The 22,800-nt window shown below is 58.5% G+C and carries 19 protein-coding genes; 13 read left to right on the top strand and 6 right to left on the bottom strand.

Annotated features, from left to right (window positions below):
* The first annotated feature begins 5 nt into the window (after window positions 1–5).
* Complete coding sequence (locus NYR97_RS12660) at window positions 6–1,352, top strand: phosphohexomutase domain-containing protein (protein ID WP_255086796.1); 1,347 nt, start codon at window positions 6–8, stop codon at window positions 1,350–1,352.
* Window positions 1,353–1,395: 43 nt separating this feature from the next.
* Entirely contained in the window at window positions 1,396–2,799 is a 1,404-nt protein-coding gene (locus NYR97_RS12655; RefSeq protein ID WP_316693571.1) for a mannose-1-phosphate guanylyltransferase/mannose-6-phosphate isomerase, read from the top strand.
* Window positions 2,800–2,914: 115 nt separating this feature from the next.
* Here NYR97_RS12655 and rfbD read toward each other — a convergent pair whose 3' ends face one another.
* From rfbD to rfbB, 4 genes are all read right to left on the bottom strand, one after another.
* The gene (rfbD, locus tag NYR97_RS12650) at window positions 2,915–3,823 is read right to left on the bottom strand and encodes a dTDP-4-dehydrorhamnose reductase (protein WP_316693569.1); all 909 of its coding nucleotides are present in this window, start codon (window positions 3,821–3,823) and stop codon (window positions 2,915–2,917) included.
* Entirely contained in the window at window positions 3,820–4,377 is a 558-nt protein-coding gene (gene rfbC, locus NYR97_RS12645) for a dTDP-4-dehydrorhamnose 3,5-epimerase (protein WP_205392493.1), read from the bottom strand. Before rfbC ends, rfbD begins: the two co-directional genes overlap by 4 nt.
* Window positions 4,374–5,261: a glucose-1-phosphate thymidylyltransferase RfbA gene (gene rfbA, locus NYR97_RS12640; RefSeq protein ID WP_205392494.1), complete on the bottom strand. Its 888-nt coding sequence runs from the start codon at window positions 5,259–5,261 to the stop codon at window positions 4,374–4,376. Before rfbA ends, rfbC begins: the two co-directional genes overlap by 4 nt.
* A gap of 62 nt (window positions 5,262–5,323) precedes the next feature.
* Window positions 5,324–6,379 carry a dTDP-glucose 4,6-dehydratase gene (rfbB, locus tag NYR97_RS12635; RefSeq protein ID WP_316693565.1) on the bottom strand — a complete coding sequence of 352 codons (1,056 nt, stop codon included), beginning with the start codon at window positions 6,377–6,379 and terminating at the stop codon, window positions 5,324–5,326.
* Window positions 6,380–6,608: 229 nt separating this feature from the next.
* Here rfbB and NYR97_RS12630 point away from each other — a divergent pair, with 229 nt between their 5' ends.
* The 11 genes from NYR97_RS12630 to NYR97_RS12580 all read left to right on the top strand — a co-directional run bounded on the left by NYR97_RS12630 (window position 6,609) and on the right by NYR97_RS12580 (window position 19,847).
* The gene (locus NYR97_RS12630) at window positions 6,609–7,355 is read left to right on the top strand and encodes an electron transfer flavoprotein subunit beta/FixA family protein (protein WP_316693564.1); all 747 of its coding nucleotides are present in this window, start codon (window positions 6,609–6,611) and stop codon (window positions 7,353–7,355) included.
* Complete coding sequence (locus NYR97_RS12625) at window positions 7,355–8,299, top strand: electron transfer flavoprotein subunit alpha/FixB family protein (protein ID WP_210762248.1); 945 nt, start codon at window positions 7,355–7,357, stop codon at window positions 8,297–8,299. Before NYR97_RS12630 ends, NYR97_RS12625 begins: the two co-directional genes overlap by 1 nt.
* Window positions 8,300–8,314: 15 nt before the next feature.
* Window positions 8,315–9,301 (top strand): lysylphosphatidylglycerol synthase transmembrane domain-containing protein, encoded by a 987-nt coding sequence (locus NYR97_RS12620; RefSeq protein ID WP_210762249.1) that lies wholly within the window; start codon window positions 8,315–8,317, stop codon window positions 9,299–9,301.
* A 103-nt stretch (window positions 9,302–9,404) separates the two neighbouring features.
* A complete protein-coding gene (locus NYR97_RS12615) occupies window positions 9,405–10,793 on the top strand; it encodes a UbiA family prenyltransferase (RefSeq protein ID WP_316693558.1) in 1,389 nt (462 codons plus the stop codon).
* Complete coding sequence (locus tag NYR97_RS12610; protein ID WP_316693556.1) at window positions 10,793–12,094, top strand: FAD-binding oxidoreductase; 1,302 nt, start codon at window positions 10,793–10,795, stop codon at window positions 12,092–12,094. The genes NYR97_RS12615 and NYR97_RS12610 overlap by 1 nt, the downstream gene beginning before the upstream one ends.
* A gap of 2 nt (window positions 12,095–12,096) precedes the next feature.
* On the top strand, window positions 12,097–12,825 hold the full coding sequence (locus tag NYR97_RS12605; RefSeq protein WP_205392501.1) for an SDR family oxidoreductase: 729 nt from the start codon (window positions 12,097–12,099) through the stop codon (window positions 12,823–12,825).
* A 1-nt stretch (window position 12,826) separates the two neighbouring features.
* On the top strand, window positions 12,827–13,771 hold the full coding sequence (locus NYR97_RS12600) for an NAD-dependent epimerase/dehydratase family protein (RefSeq protein ID WP_316693554.1): 945 nt from the start codon (window positions 12,827–12,829) through the stop codon (window positions 13,769–13,771).
* A gap of 538 nt (window positions 13,772–14,309) precedes the next feature.
* On the top strand, window positions 14,310–16,442 hold the full coding sequence (locus tag NYR97_RS12595; RefSeq protein WP_316693552.1) for a hypothetical protein: 2,133 nt from the start codon (window positions 14,310–14,312) through the stop codon (window positions 16,440–16,442).
* A 308-nt stretch (window positions 16,443–16,750) separates the two neighbouring features.
* Window positions 16,751–18,055 (top strand): NAD(P)/FAD-dependent oxidoreductase, encoded by a 1,305-nt coding sequence (locus NYR97_RS12590; protein ID WP_316693550.1) that lies wholly within the window; start codon window positions 16,751–16,753, stop codon window positions 18,053–18,055.
* Window positions 18,052–18,453 carry a GtrA family protein gene (locus NYR97_RS12585; protein ID WP_205392504.1) on the top strand — a complete coding sequence of 134 codons (402 nt, stop codon included), beginning with the start codon at window positions 18,052–18,054 and terminating at the stop codon, window positions 18,451–18,453. The genes NYR97_RS12590 and NYR97_RS12585 overlap by 4 nt, the downstream gene beginning before the upstream one ends.
* Window positions 18,450–19,847 (top strand): hypothetical protein, encoded by a 1,398-nt coding sequence (locus NYR97_RS12580; protein ID WP_316693547.1) that lies wholly within the window; start codon window positions 18,450–18,452, stop codon window positions 19,845–19,847. Before NYR97_RS12585 ends, NYR97_RS12580 begins: the two co-directional genes overlap by 4 nt.
* Before the next feature lie 73 nt (window positions 19,848–19,920).
* On the opposite strand, the gene NYR97_RS12575 is transcribed toward NYR97_RS12580, so the two are convergent.
* On the bottom strand, window positions 19,921–20,436 hold the full coding sequence (locus NYR97_RS12575; RefSeq protein ID WP_316693545.1) for a hypothetical protein: 516 nt from the start codon (window positions 20,434–20,436) through the stop codon (window positions 19,921–19,923).
* 26 nt (window positions 20,437–20,462) lie between these two features.
* Window positions 20,463–22,781, bottom strand: coding sequence for a glycosyltransferase family 2 protein (locus NYR97_RS12570; protein ID WP_316693543.1), 2,319 nt, complete (start codon window positions 22,779–22,781; stop codon window positions 20,463–20,465).
* Between the last annotated feature and the right edge of the window lie 19 nt (window positions 22,782–22,800).

The following is a 22,800-nucleotide window of genomic DNA, read 5'->3' as shown; positions in this document are numbered from 1 at the left end:
TGCCCATGACGCTACCCGCCTTCAAGGCCTACGATATTCGCGGCCGCGTGCCGGATGAACTCAACGAGGACTTGGCTCGCCGCATCGGCGTGGCGCTGGCGGCGCAGCTGGATCAAGGGCCGGTGGTCCTGGGCCATGACGTGCGCCTGGCCAGCCCCGGCTTGCAGGAAGCGCTCTCGGCCGGCCTGCGCGCCAGCGGCCGCGAGGTGATCGATATCGGCTTGTGCGGCACCGAAGAGGTCTATTTCCAGACCGATTACCTGAAGGCGGCCGGCGGCGTGATGGTCACTGCCAGCCATAACCCGATGGACTACAACGGCATGAAGCTGGTGCGCGAGCAGGCGCGACCGATCAGCTCAGATACCGGCCTGTTCGCGATTCGCGATACTGTCGCCGCCGATACCGCCGCACCGGGTGAGCCCACTGCGAGCGAGCAGAGCCGCACCGACAAGACTGCTTACCTTGAGCATTTGCTCAGCTACGTGGACCGCAGCACGCTCAAGCCGCTCAAGCTGGTGGTCAATGCCGGCAACGGTGGCGCCGGTCTGATCGTCGATCTGCTCGCACCGCATCTGCCTTTCGAATTCGTGCGCGTCTTCCACGAACCCGATGGCAACTTTCCTAACGGCATTCCCAACCCGTTGCTGCCGGAAAACCGCGCTGCCACCGCCAAGGCGGTGCAGGAACACGGCGCCGATTTCGGTATTGCATGGGATGGCGACTTCGATCGTTGCTTCTTCTTCGACCACAGCGGCCGCTTCATCGAAGGCTATTACTTGGTCGGCCTGCTGGCGCAGGCAATCCTTGCCAAGCAGCCGGGCGGCAAGGTCGTGCACGACCCGCGCCTGACCTGGAACACGGTCGAGATGGTTGAAGACAGCGGCGGCATTCCGGTGCTGTGCAAGAGCGGGCATGCCTTCATCAAGGAAAAGATGCGCAGCGAAAACGCCGTCTACGGCGGCGAAATGAGCGCGCACCATTATTTCCGCGAGTTCGCCTACGCCGACTCCGGCATGATTCCGTGGCTGTTGATTGCCGAGCTGGTGTCGCAGTCCGGTCGTTCGCTGGCAGATCTGGTCGAAGCACGCATGCAGAAGTTCCCTTGCAGCGGCGAGATCAACTTCAAGGTGGACGATGCCAAGGCCGCAGTTGCGCGCGTGATGGAGCATTACGCGTCGCTGTCACCCGAGCTGGATTACACCGATGGCATCAGCGCGGACTTCGGCCAGTGGCGTTTCAACCTGCGTAGTTCCAACACCGAACCACTGCTGCGCCTGAACGTGGAAACGCGCGGCGACGCCGCCCTGCTGGAAACGCGCACGCAAGAGATTTCCAACCTGCTACGTGGTTGATTCACCCTCCCCCCACCTTGACGCACTGGAGTTTCCCCCGCTCATGAGCGACGTCCTTCCGATTATCCTGTCCGGCGGTTCCGGCACGCGCCTGTGGCCGTTGTCGCGCGAATCGTACCCGAAGCAGTTCCTGCCGCTGGTCGGCGAGCACAGCATGCTGCAGGCCACTTGGCTGCGTTCGGCTCCGGTGGCCGCGCACGCGCCCATCGTGGTGGCCAACGAAGAGCACCGCTTCATGGCGGCCGAACAGTTGCAGCAGCTTGGCGTGAAGCCGTCGGCCATCCTGCTCGAGCCCAAGGGCCGCAACACTGCTCCGGCGATTGCTGTGGCTGCACTGGAAGCCACCCGTAACGGCGGCGATCCGCTGCTGCTGGTTCTGCCGTCCGATCATGTGATTCAGAATGAAGTTGCTTTCCAGGCAGCGGTCACCTTGGCGGCCACTGCGGCCGAGCAAGGCAAGCTGGTCACTTTCGGCATCAAGCCCACCGCGCCTGAAATCGGCTACGGCTACATCAAGGCAGGCGCAGGCACCGGTGTCAGCGCTGTGGAGCGCTTCGTCGAGAAGCCTGATCTGGCAACCGCGCAAGGCTACCTGGACAGCGGCGAGTACTACTGGAACAGCGGCATGTTCCTGTTCCGCGCATCGCGCTACCTGGAAGAGCTGCGTAAGTTCCAGCCCGCGATCGCCGATGCCTGCCAGAAGGCCTGGGAAGGCGGCAAGCGCGACGCCGACTTCACTCGTCTGGACAAGGACGCGTTCGCGTCCAGCCCGTCGGATTCGATCGACTATGCGGTGATGGAAAAGACCGCAGATGCAGTCGTGGTGCCGCTGGATGCCGGCTGGAATGACGTTGGCTCATGGTCCTCGCTGCTGGACGTCTCCGAGCAGGATGGCCAGGGCAACGCGCATCATGGCGATGTCATCCAGCTCGATTGCAAGAACACCTATGCGTATGGCTCGCGCCTGATTGCCATGGTCGGTCTGGAGGACGTGGTTGTGGTGGAGACGCCAGACGCTGTTCTGGTCGGTCACCGCGATCGCATCCAGGAAGTAAAGGATGTGGTCGGCCGGATCAAGGCCGACGGTCGCTCCGAGGCGACCTGGCATCGCAAGGTCTATCGTCCCTGGGGTGCTTACGATTCGATCGACATGGGTCACCGTCACCAGGTCAAGCGCATCACCGTCAAGCCCGGTGCCGTGCTCAGTCTGCAGATGCATCACCACCGCGCCGAGCACTGGATCGTCGTCAGCGGCACCGCAGAAGTCACGCGTGGCGAAGAGGTGCTGCTGCTCACCGAGAACCAGAGTACCTATATTCCGCTTGGCGTGACCCATCGCCTGCGCAATCCAGGCAAATTGCCGCTGGAACTGATCGAAGTGCAGTCCGGCAGCTATCTGGGCGAAGACGACATCGTGCGTTTCGAAGACACCTACGGGCGCACCTGATCGGTCGCTTGCAGGTTTCTGCAACACATAAGCAAACAGCCGGGGATTCCCGGCTGTTTGTTTTTGCGGCTTGCACTTGTCGATGGAACTATCGCCACCGATCAGAGTCGCCGATTTACTGTTTGGCAGCGGCGATTTCGGCAATCACGCGCTGCAAGCCAAGCTGCCATTCCGGCAATACGACGTCGAAATCACGCTGCAGTTTTTCGATCGACAACCGCGAATACGCCGGCCGCTTCGCAGGCGTCGGGTAGTCGGCGGTGATGATCGGCACCACGCGCGGCGCACGCGGCAGCAGACCTGCGCTCACGGCTTCTTCGAAGATCGCCTCGGCAAAGCCATGCCAGCTGGTCTGTCCTGCAGCAGTGAGGTGCCAGGTGCCCGAGGTGTCGGGTGTGCGTTGACGCAGCAACTGCGCGGTGACATCGGCAATCAGGGCGGCGGGCGTCGGGGTTCCGATCTGATCGGCCACCACGCGCAGCTCGTCGCGCTCGGCGCCGACACGCAACATCGTGCGCAGGAAATTCGCACCATGCGACGCATAGACCCATGCCGTGCGCAGAATCAGATGCTGCGCGCCGGAGTCACGAATGGCATTCTCGCCAGCAAGCTTGGTTTCGCCATACACGCCTAGCGGCGAGGTCTGCGCATCCTCCAGATAGGGTGCGCTGCCCTGGCCGTCGAAGACGTAATCAGTCGAGTAGTGCACCAGTGGCACGTTACGGGCAGCACACCATGCAGCAATGACGCCAGGCGATAGCGCATTCGCCCGCATGGCGCTATCGGGATCCTGCTCGGCGCGATCTACTGCCGTATAGGCTGCAGCGTTGACCACACGCGACGGGCCAATCCGGTCCAGCAAAGCTGGCAAAGTTTCCGGTGCGTCGAAGTCCGCCGTCTCGCAAGCGCTGCCATCAGGCAACTGGCCACTGCGTGTCGTCGCCTGCACCGCGCCATCGGCCGCCAGTGCGCGCAGCAGTTCAGTGCCTACCTGCCCGTTCGCACCAAACACCAGAGTGATCACGGCGTATACACCGGCAATCGATCAACTGGCACGTCGCTCAGGAACGGCGCATTGGCATCCTTGGCGGATAGCAAAGGGTCGCTGATCGGCCAATCGACACCGATCGCCGCGTCATCCCAACGCACGCCAGCGTCGGCTTCCTTAACGTACACGTCGGTGCACAGATAACTGAAAACGGCGCGCTCGGATAACACCGCAAAACCATGCGCAAAGCCTTCCGGAATCCAGAACTGCTTCTTGTTCTCTGCGCTCAATACCACCGCAGCCCATTGACCGAAATTCGGCGAACCATGACGCACATCGACAGCGACGTCATACACCTCGCCTTCGAGCACGCTGACCAACTTACCTTGCGGGCGCGGCCACTGATAGTGCAGACCACGCAGCACGCCCTTGGCAGAGGTGGACACGTTGCTCTGCACGAATTGCGTCGGCAGGCCGTGTTGGCCAAAGCGCTCTGCATTCCATGTTTCAAAGAAATACCCGCGCTCATCGCCGAACACTGCCGGCTCGATGACAACGCAACCCGGTAGACGCGTTTCGATTACTTTCAAGGCACTACTCCTCTTACAGCCAACTCATGTAGATACTTGCCATAGTCATTCTTCAGCAACGGCGCCGCCAGACGCTCCAGCTGCTCGGCATCGATCCAGCCCTGACCAAATGCGATTTCTTCCGGGCAGCACACCTGCAGACCCTGGCGCATCTGGATGGTCTCGATGAAATTGGCCGCTTCATGCAATGACTGGTGCGTCCCGGTATCCAGCCATGCATACCCGCGCCCCAGGGGCTCCAGGTGCAGGTCGCCGGCATCGAGATAGCAGCGATTGAGATCAGTGATCTCCAACTCGCCGCGCGGCGAGGGTTTCAGGGCAGCTGCGTAGTCGCTGGCCTTGCCGTCATAGAAATACAGGCCGGTGACCGCATAGTTGGAACGGGGCTTTTCCGGCTTTTCGGCAATGTCGATGACCTTGCCTTGCTGATCGAATTCGGCGACGCCGTAGCGCTCCGGATCGTTGACCCAGTAACCGAAGACGGTTGCACCCTGCTCACGCGCATCGGCGCGGCGCAAGGTGTCGGTCAGGCCATGTCCATGGAAAATATTGTCGCCCAACACCAGGCAACTCGGCTTGCCGTCGACGAAATCGCGACCGATCAGATAGGCCTGCGCCAGACCGTCGGGGCTGGGCTGCACGGCATACTGGATGTTGACGCCCCACTGGGAACCATCGCCCAGCAGCGACTGGAACAGCGCCTGCTCGTGCGGCGTGTTGATGATCAGAATGTCGCGGATACCCGCGAGCATCAGCACGCTCAGCGGGTAGTAGATCATCGGCTTGTCGTACACCGGCAACAGCTGCTTGCTGACGCCCTTGGTGATCGGGTACAGGCGCGTGCCGGAGCCGCCCGCCAGAATGATGCCTTTACGTTGTGTCATCAGGTATGTCCTGTTGAGGCCCGCACACGCACGCGTGCACGGGCTCTTGCTAGGGGCTCGCGTTAGGCCGCGGCGCCGATCCGTTCAAGCCGATAACTGCCATCCAGCACGCCTTGTACCCAGGACTGGTTGGTCAGGTACCACTCCACCGTCTGCGCGATGCCTTGCTCGAAGGTGTACGCCGGCTCCCAGCCCAACTCGTTCTTCAACTTGGACGCATCGATTGCATACCGCCGGTCGTGCCCGGGGCGGTCGGTGACATAGGTGATCTGGCTTGCACGGGGCTTGCCGTCTTCGCGCGGACGATGCTGATCCAACAGTGCGCAGATCGCCTGCACGACTTCGATGTTCTGGCGCTCGGAATTGCCGCCCACGTTGTAGGTCTCGCCGACCCGGCCCTTGACCAGCACGGTGCGTATCGCCTCGCAATGATCGCTGACGAACAGCCAGTCGCGCACCTGCCTGCCGTCTCCGTACACCGGTAACGGCTCACCGGCCAGCGCCTTGGCAATGACCAATGGAATGAGTTTTTCGGGGAAGTGGTACGGACCGTAGTTGTTCGAACAGTTGGTGGTCAGCACCGGCAGCCCGTAGGTATGGTGGAACGCGCGCACCAGGTGATCCGACGCTGCCTTGGAGGCCGAGTACGGCGAGTTCGGGGCGTAGGGCGTGGTTTCGGTGAACTTGCCGGTCTCACCCAGCGTGCCATAGACCTCGTCGGTGGACACATGCAGGAAGCGGAAGGCATCACGGCGCGTGTCCGGCAACGCTTTCCAATAGTCGCGCACTGCCTCAAGCAGGGCCAAAGTGCCGACCACGTTGGTCTGGATGAAGGCGCCAGGGCCTTCGATCGAACGATCGACATGGCTTTCGGCCGCGAAGTTCAGCACCGCGTCCGGCTGATGTTCCTGCAGCAAGCGAGTCACAAGCGCGCCGTCACCGATGTCGCCCTTGACGAAAACATGGTCGGCGTTGCCTTCCAGCGACGCCAGCGTGTTCAGATTGCCCGCATAAGTGAGCGCGTCCAGATTGACCACGCGGATCCCACGAGAGACCGCCTCCAGAACAAAATTTCCGCCGATAAATCCGGCCCCGCCGGTTACTAGCCAAGTCGCCACTGTCTACCCCTCCTGGTCGCGCGCACCCGCGCTGCATTTTCAAACCACACAGGATATATGGTCCGGGCAAGACCGAGCTTAAGCATCGCCTACATCGCTGTGTCCGACTGCCGCAGCGCAGCATCCATACGCCATCGCATGGTGCGCCCTCCCCGGTTAGAATGGCGGCACTCCCGAGCCTGCCGCCGCGGCCGGGCCTTCCCGCAATAGCTGAAGGATCTCGTACACGATGAAAATCCTCGTCGCCTACAAGCGCGTGGTGGACTACAACGTCCGCATTCAGGTCAAGCCGGATGGCTCCGGCGTGGTCACCGACGGCGTCAAGCTCTCGCCGAACCCGTTCGACGAAATCGCCCTGGAAGAGGCGTTGCGCTTGCGCGATGCCGGCATCGCCACCGAGGTGGTCGTCGCCACCATGGCCCCGGCCGATGCCGCCGCGCATCTGCGCAACGGTTTGGCCATGGGCGCCAACCGGGCCATCCACGTGGTGACCGACTCCGCCATCCAGCCGCTGACCGCTGCACGTACCCTGCTCAAGCTGATCGAGAAGGAACAGCCGGACCTGGTCATCCTGGGCAAGCAGGCGATTGACGACGACGCCAACCAGACCGGCCAGATGCTCGCCACGCTGTGGGGCCGCCCGCAGGCGACCTTCGCCGGCAAGCTGGTCGTGGCCGATGGCAAGGCCACCGTGACCCGCGAAGTCGACGCCGGCCTGGAAACGCTGGAAGTGGATCTGCCGGCGGTGATCACCACCGACCTGCGCCTGAACGAGCCGCGCTTCATCAAGTTGCCCGACATCATGAAGGCCAAGAGCAAGCCGCTGGAAACGCTGGCCTTTGCCGACCTGGGCGTCGATGCGCACGACAGCCTCAGCACCACCCACTACGCCGCGCCGTCCAAGCGCAGCCGTGGCGTGATGGTCAAGGACGCCGCCGAACTGGTGGCCGCACTCAAGCAGAAGGGGTTGTTGTAATGGCCAAGATCCTCGTCGTCGCCGAACATCTCAACGGTCAGCTCAATGCGGCCACCGCCAAGGCCCTAAGCGCCGCGCTGGCGGTGTCGGCCGAGTCCATCGACATCGTCGTCTTGGCGGCCGATCCGGCTGCGGTTGCCGCCCAGGCCGCGCAGTTGGCAGGCGTCGCACGCGTACTGACGGTGACAAACGCCGCCAACGAACACGCCGTCGCCCAGGTGCTTGGGCCGCAGATCGCACAGCTCGCCGGCCAGGGCTACAGCCATGTGTTCGGCCCCTCCACGACCTTCGGCAAGGATCTGATGCCGGTGGTGGCCGCGCTGCTGGGCGTGAATCAGATCTCCGACCTGATGTCCGTCGAAGATGCCTATACCTTCAAGCGCCCGATCTACGCCGGCAACGCGATCATCACCGTGAAAGCGCCGGCTGACCAGATCGTGGTCGCAACCGTGCGCAGCGCCTCGTGGCCGGAAGCGGCAGCCGGCGGCGGTGCGACGGTCGAGGCAGTCACTGTCGATGCCGCGCTGCCGACCCACACCCGCTTCGTCGGCCTGGCCGCAGGCAGCTCCGATCGCCCGGACCTGCAGAGCGCCAAGCGCGTGGTCTCCGGTGGCCGCGGCGTCGGCTCGGCCGAGAATTTCCAGCACATCTACAGCCTGGCCGACAAACTCGGCGCCGCCGTGGGTGCCTCGCGCGCTGCAGTGGACGCCGGCTACGTGCCCAACGAGCTACAGGTCGGCCAGACCGGCAAGATCATCGCCCCCGAGCTGTACGTGGCGATCGGCATCAGTGGCGCGATCCAGCATCTGACCGGCATCAAGGACGCCGGTACGATCGTGGCGATCAACAAGGATCCGGAGTCGCCGATCTTCGAGATTGCAGATATCGGGTTGGTGGGGGATCTGTTTGCGTTGTTGCCGGAGCTGGAGGCAGCGCTGGGCTGAGGCCCATCGGCTGCAATGGCGTTACCTTTACCTCCAAGCATCAACGGTGCCGCAAAGCTGCGGCACCGTCTGGATTATTTGGCTGCTTTCGTACTCGTGTTGTGTGCCGGGTACGTCGCCGTGCTGGTATGGGTGGATCACGGAAACGGCACATTTTCGCGACTGAGCGAGGTCTGGCAGTTGATGTCGCTCGCAATTGTGCCGGTCTCCATTACGTACCTGTTACGATACTGGCGCTGGCATTGGCTACTCCACCGCAAAGGGCATCGGGTACCAGTATTGCGCGGCTTGGCTGGTTATCTGGCAGGCTTCGCGCTGACCGCAACGCCCGGCAAGGCCGGGGAACTGATGCGGATCCGCTATTTTGCGCGTATGGGCATTCCGCCCGAGCGCACGCTTGGTGTCTTTGTCTTCGAGCGTGCATCCGACCTGCTGGTCATCCTGTCTTTGTCATTGCTGGCTGCATCGGTGTTCCCGACCCTGGGCGCCTTGGCGGCAGTAGTGCTGGGATTTGTCTGCGTGCTGTTCGGAGCGGCGGCATGGCCTGCGCTACTCAATCAGTTTGCTCGTTTGGCCGAGCGCCTTCCCGGCCGCTGGCTGCGCGGCCTGACACGCTTTGGGCTTGCCGCAGCGTTGGAGCTACGTAGCTGCCTGGATCTGCGCGCGTTCGGACAAAGCATGCTTGCCGGATCCATCGCCTGGGGACTGACATCTGCGGTCTTCGTAAGCCTTTGCATTGGAATGGGCTTGCAGCTGAACCCTGTTGTCGCGCTCGGTATTTACCCGCTCGCGATGCTGATTGGCGCATTGTCGTTCGTCCCCGGTGGCGTTGGCACGACCGAACTGGCCATCGTGTTGATGCTCAATCGGCTCGGGATCTCTACGCAGGACGCAATTGCAGTCGCCGTCGCAGCCCGCCTGGTCACGCTCTGGTACGCCATTCTCGTCGGCGCGTTGGCCATGTTGATAGCAGAATTTGCCTCGCGAGAAGAAGCAGGTTGATCGACTAGGTATAATCGCGGCCCCGCAATGGATCGCCAGGCCCTCGATGTCAGCCCCTACCAGCAGCTCCACTCGTCCAGTTGTTTCGGGACGCGCCTTGTGCGTGGATCTGGATGGCACGCTTTTGAACTCTGACATCCTCTACGAGTCGGTGCTAGCTCTGCTGGCGCGAAATCCGCTGTACGTGTTCTTGCTGCCCCTGTGGCTGTTGCGCGGCAAGGCTGCGCTGAAGCGCGAACTTGCCTCCCGCGTCTCCCTGCCTGCAGAGACCTTGCCTTACAACCACCAAGTGCTGGAGCTGCTGCGTACCACGACGCAACGCCCACGCGTGCTTTGCACGGCCTCGGATGCACTGCTGGTGAAGCCTATCGCAGACCACCTGAGCCTGTTCGAACAAGTGATCGCCAGTGATGGCAAACGTAATCTGTCTGGTCGCAACAAGGCCGATGTGCTGGTCGACACATTTGGGCAGGGGAACTTCGATTACGCCGGCAACGGTAGCGTGGATCTGCACGTATGGGAAAAGGCTGGCGGCGCCTGGGTCGTCAACAACGGGACTGCACTCGCCAAAGCCGCCGCAGAGCGGACGCACGTGCATGCGCATTGGCCTGCTCCGCCGCGTGCCCGAGCATGGCTGAAAGCGTTGCGACTGCATCAATGGTTGAAGAATCTGCTGGTGTTCGTTCCACTCCTTACCGCTCACCGCTTCCTGGACCTGGACTCGGTAATGCAAGCCACGATTGCGCTTGTGGCGTTCGGGCTATGCGCATCTGGCGTCTACGTGCTCAACGATTTACTTGACCTGACGCCGGACCGTCAACATCCGCGCAAGCGCAAGCGGCCGTTTGCGGCAGGTCGACTTCCTCTTCTGCAGGGTCTGCTCGTCGCTCCTGCGCTGACCATCGCCGGACTGCTGCTTTCTTTAGCCTGCAGCGTCGAATTCACGTTGGTGTTGCTGGCCTACTACGTCATGACACTGGCGTATTCGCTGCGTTTGAAGCGTGTCGTGATGATCGACGTAGTACTGCTCGCAGCGCTTTACACCGTGCGCATCATCGGTGGGGCCGTGGCGATCGGCGTCGAATTGTCGTTCTGGCTGCTGGCCTTTTCGATGTTCATGTTCCTGTCTCTGGCCCTACTCAAGCGTTACACCGAACTGCACGCCATGTTGAGCAGCGGCAAGACCAAGGCCAGTGGGCGTGCCTATTCGGTCGAGGACCTTTCGCTGCTGCAATCGATGGGCGCTGCTGCCGGCTACATCGCAGTCATGGTGATGGCGTTGTACATCAACAGCCCCGAGAGTGTGGAGCTTTACCGCAACCCCAAGTTGCTGTGGTTGGTTTGTCCAGTGCTGCTGTATTGGGTGAGCCGAGTCTGGATCATTGCCCACCGCGGAGACATGCACGACGATCCGATCGTGTTTGCCGCCACAGACCGTGTAAGCCAGATCGTTGTCGTGCTGTGCGGGCTGTTCGCTCTGAGCGCCATCTGATGACAGCGGGGCAATCCTGGGGACGCTATCCCAAGGCACATCAGACGCTGATACCGGTCAACGATCGCGCCACACGCTTGCCGGCATTCGATGGCCAAGCCCTGCCCCGCGGCAACGGACGCAGTTATGGCGACAGTTGCCTTAATCCGGATGGGACCTTGCTGTGCGCACGCGGGCTCGATCGCTTCATCGCCTTTGATCCGAGCAATGGCGTACTGCGTTGCGAAGCGGGCGTCACCCTGGCGGAAATCATCGAACTGGTCTTGCCACAGGGCTGGTTTTTGGCTGTGACGCCGGGCACTCGCTATGTCACCGTGGCTGGCGCAATCGCCAATGACGTGCATGGCAAGAACCACCATCGCACTGGTACCTTCGGTCACCATGTGCGCGCATTCGAGCTGCTGCGCAGCGATGGCGAGCGGCGGCTCTGCACTCGAGCCGACAACGATCACTGGTTCGCAGCCACGGTGGGAGGCCTGGGCCTGACCGGCCTGATCACCTGGGCAGAGATTCAACTACGACGCGTCGGCAGCCCAACCCTGGAGGCGGAGAACATCCGTTTCGGCTCGCTCGACGAATTCTTTGCCTTATCTGCCGCGTCTGCAGAAAGCCACGAATACAGCGTTGCCTGGATCGATTGCCTGGCAAGCGGACGTTCGCGGGGACGTGGACACTTCACGCGTGCCGATCACTGCAGCGGACTTGCGCAGGAACGACCGAAATCACCAGACGCGGGACTATCCATGCCGATCACGCCGCCGATTTCGTTGGTGAACAAATTATCCCTGCGGCCTTTCAACGCGCTGTACTACTGGCGCCAGCCTGTACCACGCAAACGCCTTGTCAGTCATCTGCTGCCGTTCTTCTATCCGCTGGACGGCATCCGCGACTGGAACCGCATGTACGGGCCTTCCGGCTTCCTGCAATACCAGTGTGTGCTGCCGCCAGCAACCTCGCGAGACGGGGTCGATGCCCTGCTAGCCGAAATTGCCCGCAGCGGTAGCGGCTCGTTCCTTGCGGTGCTGAAAGAGTTCGGCAGCACGCCCTCACTCGGCATGCTGTCATTTCCAAGACCAGGCACTACGCTGGCACTGGATTTTCCCAATAGTGGCCCTGACGTCTTCCGCCTGCTCGAGCGACTCGACCGCATCGTCGACGAAGCAGGCGGCGCTCTGTACCCTGCCAAAGATGCACGCATGGCCGCGCATTCGTTCCAGCGCGCCTACGGCCTCTGGCGCGAATTCAGCAGCTATCTCGATCCACGTTTTTCTTCCGGCTTCTGGCGCCGGGTCACGGAGTAAACATGCAACGCGTCCTCATCATCGGTGCCACCTCGGCCATCGCCGAAGCAACGGCCCGACGCTACGCCGCGCGCGGCGCGGCGATCCATCTGCTCGGCCGACAGGTAACCCGCCTGGAGACGATCGCGGCAGACCTCGCAACACGCGGCGCCAAGAGCAGCGTCGGCGTGCTGGATGTCAACGACAGCGCACATCACGGCGATATCCTGGATGCTGCATGGGCCGCATTGGGTGGCGTCGATGTGGTGTTGATTGCGCATGGCACGCTGCCGGATCAAGCTGCGTGCAACGCATCGTTAGAACTGTCGCTTCGCGAATTCGCAACCAACGGCACCTCCACTATCGCGCTATGCGCGGCGATCGTGCCGCGGCTGGTCTCGGGCGCAACGCTTGCGGTGATTTCTTCGGTGGCAGGAGACCGTGGTCGCGCCAGCAACTACCTATATGGCTGCGCAAAAGCGGCTGTGACTGCATATCTGAGTGGGCTCGGCCAGCGCCTGCGTCCGGAAGGCATCAACGTACTCACGATCAAGCCGGGCTTCGTCGACACCCCAATGACCGCAGCTTTCAAGAAGGGCGCCCTGTGGGCAAAGCCGGATCAGATCGCCAAGGGAATCGTCAGTGCGGTGGACAAGCGTCGTGCTGTGGCCTACTTACCAGCTTTTTGGTGGGCCATCATGCTGGTGATCAAAAACATACCCGAATTCGTTTTTCGCAGGATCAAGCTCTGACATGACCGACAAACACGCCAAAATTGTCATCACAGGTGCCGCAGGGCTGGTCGGCCAAAATCTGATCGTCGAGCTCGAACAACAGGGCTACACCCAACTGGTGGCGATCGACAAGCACGCGCACAACCTGCAGATTCTGCGGGTGCTGCATCCTGCCGTGCGCGTCGTGCATGCGGACCTGGCCGAACTGGGCGAATGGGCCCGCGAGTTCGAAGGTGCGGCCTGCGTCGCCCAATTGCATGCACAGATCACCGGCAAAACCACCGAGCTTTTCACCCGCAACAACCTGGTTGCCACTTCGCATGTGCTTGACGCCTGCAAAGCGGCCAACGTGCCCTTCGTGGTCCACATCAGTTCATCGGTGGTGAATTCGATCGCTGTGGATGATTACACCAACACCAAGCGCTCCCAGGAGGAAATGGTGGTGAGCAGCGGCTTGCGTCATTGCGTGTTGCGGCCAACGCTGATGTTTGGCTGGTTCGATCCAAAGCATCTTGGCTGGCTGTCGCGCTTCATGGCCAAGACGCCCTTCTTTCCGATCCCAGGCGATGGCAAGTTCATGCGCCAGCCGCTATACGAACGTGACTTCTGCCGCTGCATCGCCAAATGCATCGAACGCGAACCCAACGGCGAGGTCTACGATATCGTTGGCGACACACGCGTGGATTACGTTGACATCATCAAGACGATCAAGCGGGTCAAACGCCTGCATACCGTGATCGTGCACATTCCAATCGGTTTCTTCGGATTCCTGCTGCGGGTCTACTCGCTGTTCAGCGCGAAGCCGCCGTTCACCGCCGACCAGCTCAAGGCACTCAGTGCAGGCGACGATTTCAAAGGTGTGAATACTGAAGCAGTGTTCGGCGTGCGGCAGACACCGTTTGAAGACGCCATACGCGAAAGCTACACCGACTCGCGCTACAGCCATATCGTCTTGCAGCGGTAATCCGACCGACTATGCAACGGGATTCACATTAGCCGGGAGATCCATACGAGCCGAGCGAGCGTGACCTTGCATTTGCAGGATCCGAATCATGGTGAAGCCTCTATACAGCCGAAGCAGTCAATGCGTGTCGACTTTTCCTGCACAGTGACACATGCGGCTGAGCTCCTCTGAGGGACTATTGCTTGTGCTGAAATAAGGGAAAATCAGAAAGAAATATCTGGCGGATACGCGACATGCACGGATGATCTTGAATGCAGGGTCCGCGAGGCGGTTCATCGCTTCTCACCCATCAACCACCAGCGGGCAGATTTGCTTCATGGACTCGCTTGCTGCTACCTCGCCTATGATTACCTGAGCAAGAGAGCCTAGCGCACTAAGCGGAATACGCAGCAGACTCCGGTTTAGAATTACTTCACTGATTCTTCCGAACTAGACCCGGTGCTGCCTTTAAAAAAGTATCGCCACCTGTTCACAGGAGTCGATCTCGATTGCCTGAGCACCGCTCAGGGCACCCCTACACTTTATCGAAGAGTTTTCAATGCTTCGCATCTTTCGCAAATGGAATGCTATTGCTGTCCTCAGCATTGCCTTGGTGGCATGTGGGCAGCCCCCCACTTCAAGGGTAGTGAAAGAGGGCGGATGCTCACCCAGCCACTCAAGCTATCTCAAACAAGCTCCTGAAGTTGACGGGCGCATCACTTATTGCGAGCAAGGCGACGCCTCTATCGGCGAGCTCACGACCACTTCATATCCGAAGGGCACGCAAAGCATAGACGTAATGTTGGCCGGTTATCCCGAAACTGATGGCATTCAGATTCTCGCGGTCGCCACCGATGGCAGCGTCACCATCCCTTTGAAGGTCGCCAATATCGGGGACAGCTGGAAAAAAATCACGTTAGACGTGCCAGCCGACCTGCATTCACACGCCTTTTCCCTGAAACTTGTGGACAAAGCAACCGGCACATTTGGCTGGGCGGGCTTGGGCAACGCTCCTCCAACCGACATTGCCTCCGGGATACTTACTCACTTACTACCATTAGCCCTAGCGATTTTGACGGCGCATCTATGGCTCGTCTTCGCAGGCTGTGCTCTTCCAGCAAATTGGAACCCGACAGAGCGCTCACTCTGCGCAATATTGACACTAGGCACTGCTTGCTGCTGCGTCATTGGCAGTTACGTCGCATCTCCAACCTTCGGCACGATCATTGCCTACGTCGCTTTTGCCATGCCAATGCTCGCGCTGCGGCCACTGATGAAAGACAGGCATGCATTCACTGTTCAATTGCATACTTTGAACCGACTGCTGCTGCCATCGCTCCTGTTGACAGGCCTGATCATCTGGATCGGGCTATATCCGTTCTCCTGGGATGGTCAGGATTGGCAAACCCCGGCCAATCGCTGGCGCAGTCTCCCGATGGATTCCTGGCTGCCGCTCATCTTCGCCGATATGATCTCCGAGGGACGCCTGGACGTGCCCATGATCGGAGACTGGCTGAGCAGCGATCGGCCACCGTTGCAGTCCGGCTTGTATTTGGTGTTTGTGCACTCCTGGCTACCGAAGGGAGGGCTGACCTACCAAGCCCTCTCGACTTGGGCGCAATCGTTGCTTTTTGTTCCATTGCTCGCCCTGGTCAGTGACTTGCCGCGGCGCTCGCAACGGGTTGCAGTGCTATTTTCAATCGCGCTCTCCCCTCTGGTGCTGCTGAATGGCTTGTTCGTCTGGCCCAAATTGCTAGCGGCGACATTCTGCGCAATCTTTCACATCGCTTTGTTCGGCTATTCCGGTGTAGCAAGACATACACGCTGGTGGATGGGGGGAGTCGCAGCGGCATTGGCAATGCTGTCGCATGGCGGAGCACTATTTGCGTTAGTGGGTTCCACAGGAGCCGTACTAGTACTTAGACGTAGAGAGGCATTGCCCCTGCTACTGAGAACCGGTGCCCTTTCTGTCGTGCTTTATGCGCCCTGGATTGTCTACCAACACTTCATCGATCCACCCGGAGACCGACTACTGAAATGGCATTTCGCTGGATATATTCCAGTAACGCAGGAGTCGTTCTTCAGCATCTTACGCTCCGCGTATGCTGACCTCACCTTCAGTCAATGGATTGCAGGTCGCGTCTCGAATTTGAACAGCATACTGCACGGAAGCTTTTCCTTCTTCGGCGACGCGCTCATGTTGCTTGAGAATCGCACTCCTACGAGAATTGCAACCATTGTCGAAAACAGCTTTTTTTATGGTGCATATTCGATGTGGTTTGCGTCGCCATTATTACTCCTGCCTTGCCTGGCATATGCGTTCGCCACACGTACCCAATCACGCATTGGCCGGTTTCCCTCAGACCTTGCGATGTCTGCCGCATTGTCCTTCCTGTTTTGGATAGCAGCGATATACGAACCTGGACAGACCGTAATCCATCAAGGTGCCTACTTCAGCTTCGTTGGCAGCATGCTGCTCGTGTTGCTCGTCTTGGCGCGCTACGTTCCTCCTGTGCTGTATGCAGTTGCCGCACTCAATAGCGGCATAGCCGCGTTTACATACGCCTTCGACGTGTCTCACCACGGCGCCTCCCTGGTCATTTATACCGTGGCCACCCTTGTATTGACCGTTGGCCTGGTAGTGGCCTGCGGCCTAGCTTCTGGTGATACCTCTGAAGACAGGAGCAAATGATGCTGACAGCAGCATTCGGTGTCCGGAACTTGCTTACATTGCAAGTAGCCAATGCGATCGCGGTGGTGCTATGTCCCCGGGCACAAAAAATGGAAATCGAGGCTAACTGGTGAGTACCGGATACGTGAAAATTGCTTGATGATGCCTTTCTCCCTTGACAAGCTCACCATAGGATAGTCTTCATCTCGTCAGCATAGGAGATTGCCGGATGCGGCAGCAGCCACGATGGCGCGCTAAACTTGCTCTCTCAACACCCTACGCCATTCACCCGTGACCGGCGCCCGCGAATCTCTAATGAAGCAAATGACATGACCTCAAAAAAGAATTATGCAATCGTCGGTGCTGGCCCCATGGGATTGATGGCGGCTGTACGCCTGCTTGATGCCGGACATCAGGTGGATATCTACGAGCGCGACGACCGCATTGGCGGCATGTCGGCCACCTTCGATTTTGACGGTCTACCGATTGAGCGTTATTACCACTTCATCTGCAAGACCGACGATCCTCTGTTCGCACTGCTTGAGCGGTATGGGATATCCGACAAATTGCATTGGACGGATACCAAGATGGGGTATTTTTACAATGGCAATCTTTACAAGTGGGGGACACCATTCGCATTGCTTGGCTTCCCCCACCTTGGCCCGATCAGCAAGCTGCGTTACGCGCTGCATGTGATGTACACGAAAAATATTCAGGATTGGAGCAAACTCGATAAGGTCAATGCGACTTCATGGATCCGCAAATGGATAGGCGATAAAGCGTATGACGTTATGTGGAAGGATGCATTCGGACTGAAGTTCTTCGAGTACAAGGACAACCTCTCCGCCAGTTGGATTGGCACGCGTATTAAGCGGATCGCATTGTCAAGGCGGAGTTTGATGCATGAAAGCCTGGGCTATCTGCAGGGTGGTTCCGCAGTACTACTAGACAAGATGGCAAAGGACATCGTCGCCCGTGGTGGCCGCATCCTGCTCTCGCAGGGTATTGATGAAGTCACCAGCGATAACGGCAGTGTCACTGGCGTGCGTACGAATGCGGAATTTCGTAGTTACGATGCGGTGGTCTCCACTGCACCTATTCAGTACGTTCCGGCCATGGTGCCTGGCCTGCCTCCCGCATTCAGCGCGCAGATCCGCGCAGTTGAAAATATTCCCGTCGCGTGCGTGATTCTCAAGTTGAAACATCCCGTCAGCGAAAATTTCTGGATGAACATTAGCGACCCAGGCATTGCCATCCCTGGCGTGATTGAATACAGCAACCTCAATCCGACAGCCCCAGCGGGGCAGAAGGTGTTGTACGCACCGTTCTATATGCCAAAGACTCATCCCAAGTGGGGCATGAGCAACTCAGCGCTAATTGATGAAGTACTTGGGTACTTACCCAAGATCAATCCCGCATTCTGTTCCGACTGGGTACTAGCCAGCCACTGCCACCGCTATGAGTTCGCGCAGACAATTTGTCCTCCCGGATTTCAGGAGCAACTACCGTCGATGCGCACCCCACTGAAGGGGTTCTTTATGGCGGACACTGCTTACTACTATCCGGAGGATCGCTCGATCTCTGAAAGCCTCCAGGCCGCTGATCGCTTGGCGGAAGAAGTTCTTCGCACATGATCTCTGTCAAATTCCTTAAATTCCTATTGGCAGGTGGTACAGCCGCTGCTGCCAACTTTGGCTCACGTATTTTGCTTGGTCACGTCATGGCGTATGTGCCATCGATCGTAGTTGCCTATCTGATCGGAATGATCACTGCTTTTGTACTAAATCGCCTTTTCGTCTTTGAAACCGCAAGTACCACGTTGGCGCATCAGGCGACATGGTTCACGTTGATAAATATTGCAGCGGTATTGCAGACAATCATTTGCAGCCTGGCCTTCGCACGCTGGATATTTCCTGCAACAGGAATGGGCTTTCATCCTGAAACCATTGCTCACGCGATCGGCGTAGCCGTACCGGTCTTCACCAGCTATGCAGGACATAAAGCGCTAACGTTCAAAGAGAGAGCTGCATGAACCAATTCTCAACGCCGACCAGCGCTACTGCGCGAGCATCGATGTCGCAATGGCTCCCAAGCCTGCTTGTTTTATTGACCGCATTGATTGCACGGTTGCTGTATGTGCATTTCTTCGCGGTCGGCATGCCCTTCTGGGACCAATGGGATGCAGAAGGTGACCTGCTGTTGAAGCCCTGGTTGAATGGGAGTTACCACTGGATAGATTTACTAGCCGCGCATAATGAGCATCGAATTCTCCCGACCAAATTGATCACGCTTGGCAGTTACATATTTACTGGCCAATGGAACAACATCTACGAAGCGCGCGCAAGCGCGGCGGTGTACGCACTCATTCCTGCACTTCTGGTCTGGCATGGCATGCGTATTGGATCAGAGTGGTATACCAAGGCAATCCTGATAGCGGTGGCACTATGCGCTGCTGTGCTGCCTTATGCATGGGAGAACTTTCTGGTCGGATTTCAGAGCCAGTTCTATTTCCTGATTTTGTTTGGCCTTGCTGCGACAGCACTGGCTGCGACAATGCACGAGAATATCATTGCCATCTCGGCGGTGTTCGTGCTTTCCATCTTAAGTGCTTTGACAATGGCATCAGGGATGCTGACCCCGGCCGTGGCCGCTGGAACCTACGTGATTGCGGCCTGTGTCCTTCCCGGGAGACGCTGGCCATCACTGATCGCTAGCGTGATTCTTCTGGCAATTGCGGCTTTCTCTTATTTGAAGATGCCGATAATTGCAGAACATCATATGCGGCATGCGCAATCGCTGGCCGAATTTCTTAATGCGACCGGGCACGTCTTTAGTTGGCCGGTCCGGGGGCTGCGTTGGCCCGCACTGGTACTCTGGGCACCGGGTGCGATTGGTGCCGCGTGGATTCTCTACCGCCGCCGAGCGACAACCGGCGACATCACGATGATCAGCTGGCTTGCATGGACTGCGACCCAGGGATTGGCGATCGCCTATGGACGCGGCCACGATCTTGATAATCTTTCGCCGCGTTATACAGAACTATTGATTCCCGGTCTTTTTGCCAACACATGGTTTGCGATAAGCCTCTTCAAGTTGAAGGGCTCTTCAATCATTGCCAGACGTACCCTCCGCATTGCGGCATTGATGTTTGGCATCGTCATTTTTGGCGGCTGGGCTGAGCGTTCACGGATTGATTGGGAAGCAATGCGGGGTCGTTACGAAGCCAACAAAGCGCAGAGCGCAAATGTACTGCGTTACGTCGTTCGTGGTGACGAAGATGCTTTGAACGTCGGCGACTTCCAACTGCCCTATCCGAATGCGCCGCGCTTGAAGTTGCTATTGAACGACCCATATCTATTGCAGGCGCTATCCGGTAGCCAGGGGCCCCGTAACCCCGGAACATTCAGCCCTGCCAAAGGCCCGTGAATAACGAGGACCTGCACTAAATATTTTGGGCCTGGCTTCCACGAAGCCAGGCCACTGACAGAAGCGAACCGAACTAGCGGTCGATCACACTTACTTCTACATTGAGTGGGCAGCGCTCTGGGCTGCTTCCTCCATAGAGGATCGACGCCTGATAGGTACCAGGACGTACTGAAGCCAATGAGACTTCGACGTTGTAACCAGAATCGACCAACTTGGGGCTATTCAGTGCAGCAGCCACGTCTGGTCGCTTGCCTCCGCTGTTTACCGCAGATGCATAGATGAGCGAACCTGATTGCATTACCAGGAGCGCATCTACAGGCAGTTGATCATCGGCGGTTGCCATCCAGCCGGCAAACAAAGCTGCCTCACCTGCTTTAATGTGGGCCTGTGCCGCAGGTTTACCATCGATCGCATCCAGTGCACATCTGCCTGCCACTGGTATCCCAGCGAGTGCTCCATCGAACGCAGCCATCTTTGGTAAATCGCGATCCGCGATGCCATAACCAGGCACAGGCGGCGGTTCGCTGCCACAACCTACCAAAGCCCATGCAGCAACCACAGCCATCCATCCTAGCTTGCACGCATTCATCGTAAATATCCTGGCTTTACCGACGCTCATCCCTGCAACATAGTCGTAGGCGCATCGTCCATGTAGCGAGGCGGATAGGACAGTGTGAAAGGTGCTGACGTAAGCGACAAATTGACGTTGTAGTAAGGATCCTGTCGCAACACCTCTCCCCAGCGCTCTTTCATGAAACTCTCTTCTCGTTTGAAGCGCGCAATCTTGCTAGGTGTTGTTTCGTAGCCACGTGAAGCGGACTCATGGTGATAGAGCTCGGCAAATGGTGTCCACAGGTTACGATAGCCCTGCTGCCTCACACGCAAACAGAAATCCACGTCATTAAATGCAACTTCGAGTCTTTCATCAAGCCCATTAACCTGCTCGAATACCGACTTGCGCACGATCGCGCAAGCAGCAGTCACGGCGCTAAGCGACTGCGCCAGGCCACCCCGATGTTTGTCACCTGGCCACCCGCGCTCCATCCCAACATAGCAGTGACCAGCTACACCACCGATTCCCAGGATCACCCCGGCGTGCTGTATGCGATCGTTCGGGTAGTACAACATCGCGCCGACAACACCGATCTCTGGCCGTAACGCATGCCCAACCATCTCGTGAAGCCAGCTGCCGCTGATCACTTCGATGTCGTTGTTCAACAGACCAAGCACGCTACCGCGGGCATGTTGCGCACCAAAATTATTGATGGCCGAGTAGTTGAAAGGCTGAGGATAGTGGACCACGCGTACGCGAGGATCCGACTGCACGTTGGCAAAATATTCTTTCGATTCCTGTTCTTGAGAGTCATTATCGATGACGATCACCTCAAAGTTAGCGTAATCGGTCTTCTCGATAATCGAGTCAATGCACTGCTTCAACAGATCGATTCGATCGCGGGTAGGAATCAGCAAGCTGACCAGAGGCGTAGGTTCTGGTAGGGGGTACTCAATCCTGAAGTACCCGCTGTATCCTGGCATTTCATGGACGCGAGCATCACCATCGATACGTTGCAGATGCTCTTCGATCGCCCTCATTGCTGCAAGGTGCGCGTAGGACTTCTCCCCCGGAGCCATTGCGGTGGAGCCTTCGATCATGCGCCAGTGGTAGAGCACCTTGGGTACGTGACCGATCTGAGTATTGCTGAGATGTTGGGTGACACGCAACGTCAAATCCCAATCCTGGGCGCCCTCAAATCCCTTTCGGAACCCACCGATACTGTTGACTAGGCTCGTCTCATAAATAGTCAGGTGGCATACGCAATTCTGCGACAGGAAAAGATCTGGATTCCAGTCAGATTTGAAATAAGGGTCGGAGCGCTTGCCTTCAACGTCGATCTTATCCTCATCAGTGAACAGCATCCGCCACTGGGGGTTCTTTTGAAACGCGTCGACACATTCAAGCAAAGCAAACGGATGCAATTCGTCATCATGATCCAACAACGCACTGTAATGGCCTGTCGCTAGCGACAAAGCGCTATTGGATGCTTCCGAAATGTGGCCGTTGACCTGTCTAAAAACGTACTTGATACGCTCATCACTACGTGCATATTCCTCAATGACTTCGCGCACGCGCGAGTCGGTCGATGCATCGTCGGCGATGCACAACTCCCAATCAGGATAGTGTTGCTTCTGCACGCTCTCAATGCAAAGACGAAGCCACTTCTCTGGAGTGTTGTAGGTTGGTAACAACAAAGAAACCAAAGGACGCGATAAAAGCGACGCTAATTGAGCATCTGCTGCCTGTATACGCGACTCGTCGAGAGTGTCGTAAAACTCTTGCCAGACTTCATAATCCGAATACAAGGTTGCCGAAAACCTCGTCGAATAATCAAGGTAGAGTCGATCCGCCATCCGAGGTAGGCCGCCGGCAAGCAAGTTAAAGACGAGCTTTGTGCAGATTCGCAACCTATGAGCCACGTCTGGCTGAGCCTGCCAAACCGCTGACAGCAATCGCGACAATGCTTCTTTACGCCCAAGCTTGCGCATCTTGAGAGGCGAAGATTCAAACTCGGTAGGCACGACAGAAGGATCGAAGCGAAGCCCCTTCACAGGAGCAACCATCCGCAGCACCAAGCTAGCGTGTTCCGTCGCACCAGAGTCCACCGCTAAGGGCAGGTTGACTCGCTCGTACTCATGGCTACCGCTTCCATAATCCGGATAGACCACCGGGGCACAGATTTTACCTCTACTGACGGAGAAGTCACCTTCGAGCAGGTACCAGCCGCCGGCAAGGGTCTCGCCCTCGCCCCAATGACAATCGAAAGCCGGATCGCTACCGAAAGCACGCCAACGGCGACCACCGACGAAGGTGGCATTACCTGCCAGGGCAACGACCTGCTGCTTGGGCTGCAGCTCAAGTTTGAATTCTGAATGCATCTACGTTCCGTGCGATGGT

It is taken from the genome of Xanthomonas hydrangeae (genome assembly GCF_032697525.1).
In the GTDB taxonomy this organism is placed as follows: Bacteria; Pseudomonadota; Gammaproteobacteria; order Xanthomonadales; family Xanthomonadaceae; genus Xanthomonas; species Xanthomonas hydrangeae.
Note: the sequence above shows the minus strand (reverse complement) of the source record. Positions and strands in the feature narration are given on the sequence as shown.

Coding starts and splice junctions, on each gene's coding strand:
- NYR97_RS12600 (WP_316693554.1), top strand. CDS start 12,827: ATGACCGACAAACACGCCAAAATTGTCATCACAGGTGCCGCAGGGCTG.
- NYR97_RS12605 (WP_205392501.1), top strand. CDS start 12,097: ATGCAACGCGTCCTCATCATCGGTGCCACCTCGGCCATCGCCGAAGCA.
- NYR97_RS12575 (WP_316693545.1), bottom strand. CDS start 20,436: ATGAATGCGTGCAAGCTAGGATGGATGGCTGTGGTTGCTGCATGGGCT.
- rfbA (WP_205392494.1), bottom strand. CDS start 5,261: ATGACACAACGTAAAGGCATCATTCTGGCGGGCGGCTCCGGCACGCGC.
- NYR97_RS12590 (WP_316693550.1), top strand. CDS start 16,751: ATGACCTCAAAAAAGAATTATGCAATCGTCGGTGCTGGCCCCATGGGA.
- NYR97_RS12620 (WP_210762249.1), top strand. CDS start 8,315: ATGGCGTTACCTTTACCTCCAAGCATCAACGGTGCCGCAAAGCTGCGG.
- NYR97_RS12595 (WP_316693552.1), top strand. CDS start 14,310: ATGCTTCGCATCTTTCGCAAATGGAATGCTATTGCTGTCCTCAGCATT.
- NYR97_RS12630 (WP_316693564.1), top strand. CDS start 6,609: ATGAAAATCCTCGTCGCCTACAAGCGCGTGGTGGACTACAACGTCCGC.
- NYR97_RS12570 (WP_316693543.1), bottom strand. CDS start 22,781: ATGCATTCAGAATTCAAACTTGAGCTGCAGCCCAAGCAGCAGGTCGTT.
- NYR97_RS12585 (WP_205392504.1), top strand. CDS start 18,052: ATGATCTCTGTCAAATTCCTTAAATTCCTATTGGCAGGTGGTACAGCC.
- NYR97_RS12625 (WP_210762248.1), top strand. CDS start 7,355: ATGGCCAAGATCCTCGTCGTCGCCGAACATCTCAACGGTCAGCTCAAT.
- NYR97_RS12660 (WP_255086796.1), top strand. CDS start 6: ATGACGCTACCCGCCTTCAAGGCCTACGATATTCGCGGCCGCGTGCCG.
- NYR97_RS12610 (WP_316693556.1), top strand. CDS start 10,793: ATGACAGCGGGGCAATCCTGGGGACGCTATCCCAAGGCACATCAGACG.
- NYR97_RS12580 (WP_316693547.1), top strand. CDS start 18,450: ATGAACCAATTCTCAACGCCGACCAGCGCTACTGCGCGAGCATCGATG.
- NYR97_RS12655 (WP_316693571.1), top strand. CDS start 1,396: ATGAGCGACGTCCTTCCGATTATCCTGTCCGGCGGTTCCGGCACGCGC.